Here is a 3,526-nt window from a genome sequence, read left to right on the forward strand (position 1 = left end):
GATGGTCAGGACAACTTTCACGATAGAGGAACATCTACGTTTTTTCAATGTCTAGCACGGGTTATGGTGATGAATCTATCATTCCCTCAACTTTCATATTTTCCCATGCTTTTCAATTTTACACTCCAGCCTCTCTTTTCGAAATCACCTTCCCACGTATTTTTATCTAAAATGCTAACAAATAAGATGTCATCTCGTCTGACCTAAACAAATTCCAAACAGAGTGTGAACACGAATGAATGGTCATCCCGACTGTAACGAAATACGCTGGACAGGAATTGAAAAGTAAAAAAGCGAAATCACGCCCATGCGAGGCCCCTCTGGATCTCTCCCAGAGCTGGACTTGCCTTCGGACGCCTTTCGCTTTTTTCATGAGCCTGGGGGCAAATACCCCACAGCACTTCTTCCGTTTCCCTTTTCTTCGGCAGGCTGCCGCTACGCAAACACAATCGTCTTGTTCCCGTACACGATCACTTTGTCCTCGACATGCCAGGAGATCGCCTGGGCCAAGACGTTGCGCTCGACGTGGCGGCCGGCCACCTTCAAGTCTTCCTCCGTGTAGCGGTGGTTGACGCGAATGACGTCCTGCTCGATGATCGGCCCTTCGTCGAGGTCGTTAGTGACGTAGTGGGCGGTCGCCCCGATCAGCTTCACGCCGCGCATGAAGGCGCGCTTGTACGGGTTGGCCCCGATGAACGCGGGCAGGAACGAATGGTGGATGTTGATGATCTGGTTCGGGTAATGCGCGATGAAGCGCGGGGACAAAATTTGCATGTACCTGGCCAGGACGATGAAGTCGACGTTACCCTGCAACAGCTCCAGCGCCTTGCGCTCCGCCTCTTCCTTGCTCTGGGTCGCAAGCGGAATATGGTAAAACGGAATCCCGTACGCTTCCACCGTTTCTTTCGCATCCGGGTGGTTGCTGATGACCATCGGGATATCTACGCGAATCTCCTTCGACTTGACGCGCCAGAGCAGCTCGACGAGGCAATGGTCCATTTTCGAGACGAAAATCGCCATGCGCTTTCGCTGGCTTTCTTTGCTGAGCCGCCAGTCCATCGGGTAATCTTCGGCCATTTTCGCCAGGTCCTGCTCAAGCTGTCCAAACGATTCGGGCAGCGTCTCCAGGTCGAACAAAATGCGCATGAAAAACATGCCGTCGCGCGGGTCTGTCGTGTGCTGGTCGAACTGCACGATGTTCGCTTTGTAGCTGAGCAGCAGGTTGGAGACGGCCGAGATGATGCCCAGCCGCTCCGGGCACGAGATGAGCAGGATGGCTCGGTTGTCGTTTTTTGCAGGCTCGTGGTTCATATATGTTCCTCCCATTCTGGATGCTTTTCCCTTTTCCATAGACTGCCCAATCCGCACGGAAGACCTCGATCAAACGAATCGGCGTGATGGGCTTTGCAAGTACTTCTCGAAACAGTTTGCCGCAGAAAAGCCGGAATGAGGTTATTCAATGATAACGATAAAAAAATCCACACTTAATCGCTGCTCTCTTCTCCGAGGCAAAAGTCCCTAAGACCCGTTGAGAATCCTTCCACGAGATTCTTTCAATAGCTTTTTCAGTCGAACAAACCACTGCAAGCCACTGACGAGGAAAGAGGAGAAATCCGCGAAGCTCTTTGGGAGCCCAAGAAGCTCCCGCGATTTCTCCTCTTTCCTCGCCTCCACGAAAGCCGCGATGAAGACCCAAACAACAGCACCGAACAACCGCCAAAAGTAACGGATTTTCGAATATCATGCGAAGATTAACTAGCGAAGTAAAACGTAACAGCATACTTAATCGCTGGTTCTCTTCTCCGAGGCAAAAGCCCCTACGATCTGTTGAGAATCCTTCCATGAGATTCTTTCAAAGGTTTTTCAGCCAACAAACCACCGAAAGCCACTGATGATTGAGGCATTCCGCAACGACGTGGAATGTCTTCAAGTGGCGCAGCTCCATCTCCCCAAAAGCTCAGTTAGACTCTCGTTTTGGTCTGTATTTGTCCATCGTAGAGCATCTGCTGCGAACAGACAACAGGCAAATACCCCGTCACCGATGCATGGGATACGGGAGAATGTCTGAAAAAGTTCAGGAATGAAGCAGTCCGTCCTCATTCGGGTACCCTATAATTTACTGTGACGGCTTCTCTTGCAAAAAACAGACCAAGGTACGATCGGAGTGACGTAAAGATGTATAAAAAGCTACTGGCCATCCCTGTAACGGCTGTGTTTCTGTTGCTGGCAGCATGCGGTGCGAACGGGCCAGGAGGGCAAGCTGCAGGCGATCCTGCCGCAAAACCGACGCGTTCTATCCAGTATTTGGGCAACACATATAAAATCCCGGCGCGAACGAAGCAAATCGCCTTCGTCGAATCTCGCAGCAGCTTTGAAGATGCGCTTTTGACCGGCATCCCCCCGTTTGCCGCTACCGTAGAAAAAAGCGGTACGTTCCCGCAGGAATACGCCGCGATTACGCAAAATACGCAAAAGCTCCCCGCGGACATCGCGGACCACGTCGGCGACCTTGCCGCTTTGGGGCCGGATACGATCCTGACCTCCGACAAGACGTCCGGGGAAAAGCGCAGCAAGCTGGAAAGCGCAGCGTCGGTCATTCCCATCTCCTCGAATGGAGCGCATTGGGAAGACAACCTGCGGCTGCTTGCCGAGGTGCGCGGCAAAGACGCCAACGTCGATGCCATCGTGAGCAAGGTCCGGACGAATACCGAAAAAACGCGCGACAAGCTGGCTCCGCTCAAGGACAAAATCGTGCTGACCGCATGGTTTCACGAAGGCGCTTTTCTCGTCTATCCGAAAAACGAGCGGTACAACTATTTGCTCTATACCGATCTCGGGCTGGCGACCCCAAGCGTTGTAGAGCAAGCAAAAGAACCCGTGCCGCTTTCCCTCGCAGAGCTGGCACAGGCAGACCCGGATTATTTGTTCGTGATGGTCGACAAAAGCAGCGATCCCGACGCCGCCAAATCGTTCGAGCAGTTGAAGCAGCAGCCTGAATGGAGCAATCTGCGCGTGATCCAAAGCGGCCAGGTGTACGAAAATGCCGTCAACCCCGGATTGGCCGGAGGCACGGCCTACAGCAACCAGTCGTTTTTGAACGCGCTGTCCGCGCGGCTGTTGAAATAAGTGTTTTACGGTTGGAGCATTTCGCGCGTATAAAAGCTGTAAATCGGATCATACTATATTCATCGAGCTCGGTGGTGTGTTTTCAAACAGGCTGTAGTCTTCTACGGAGGCGATGTGCCATGGATGATTTACACGATCACCTAGTGAGTAAAGGAAAACCGCAACACTGCTAACAGCTTCTAACTTCATACTGGAGGTAGATGCGTCGCACGTGATGATCGGTAACACCTCAAAACTAGCGAGCTCGATATATGCCGTCTCCTTTTAGGAGGCGGTTTTATTGTATAACGAAAACCCCCAGTTCGACTGGGGGTTTTCGTTATGACGGATTGTAATATGAAGTGCGACACCAACAGCTAGATAAAAAAATGGCCCATGATTGATTCGTGTAAAATGAAGT

The 3,526-nt window shown here is 51.8% G+C and carries 2 protein-coding genes; one reads left to right on the forward strand and one right to left on the reverse strand.

Translation table 11 applies throughout. The annotated features are described in order from the left end of the window. Nucleotides 1-435 precede the first annotated feature (435 nt). Nucleotides 436-1,311: a formyltetrahydrofolate deformylase gene (purU, locus tag AC3WQH_RS25305; protein WP_005835503.1), complete on the reverse strand. Its 876-nt coding sequence runs from the start codon at nt 1,309-1,311 to the stop codon at nt 436-438. An 864-nt stretch (nt 1,312-2,175) separates the two neighbouring features. On the opposite strand from purU, the gene AC3WQH_RS25310 reads away from it, so the two are divergent. Further along, nucleotides 2,176-3,126, forward strand: coding sequence for an ABC transporter substrate-binding protein (locus AC3WQH_RS25310; protein ID WP_492332320.1), 951 nt, complete (start codon nt 2,176-2,178; stop codon nt 3,124-3,126). Nucleotides 3,127-3,526: the final 400 nt, after the last annotated feature.

It is taken from the genome of Brevibacillus sp. FW301-21C12A (assembly GCF_058788915.1).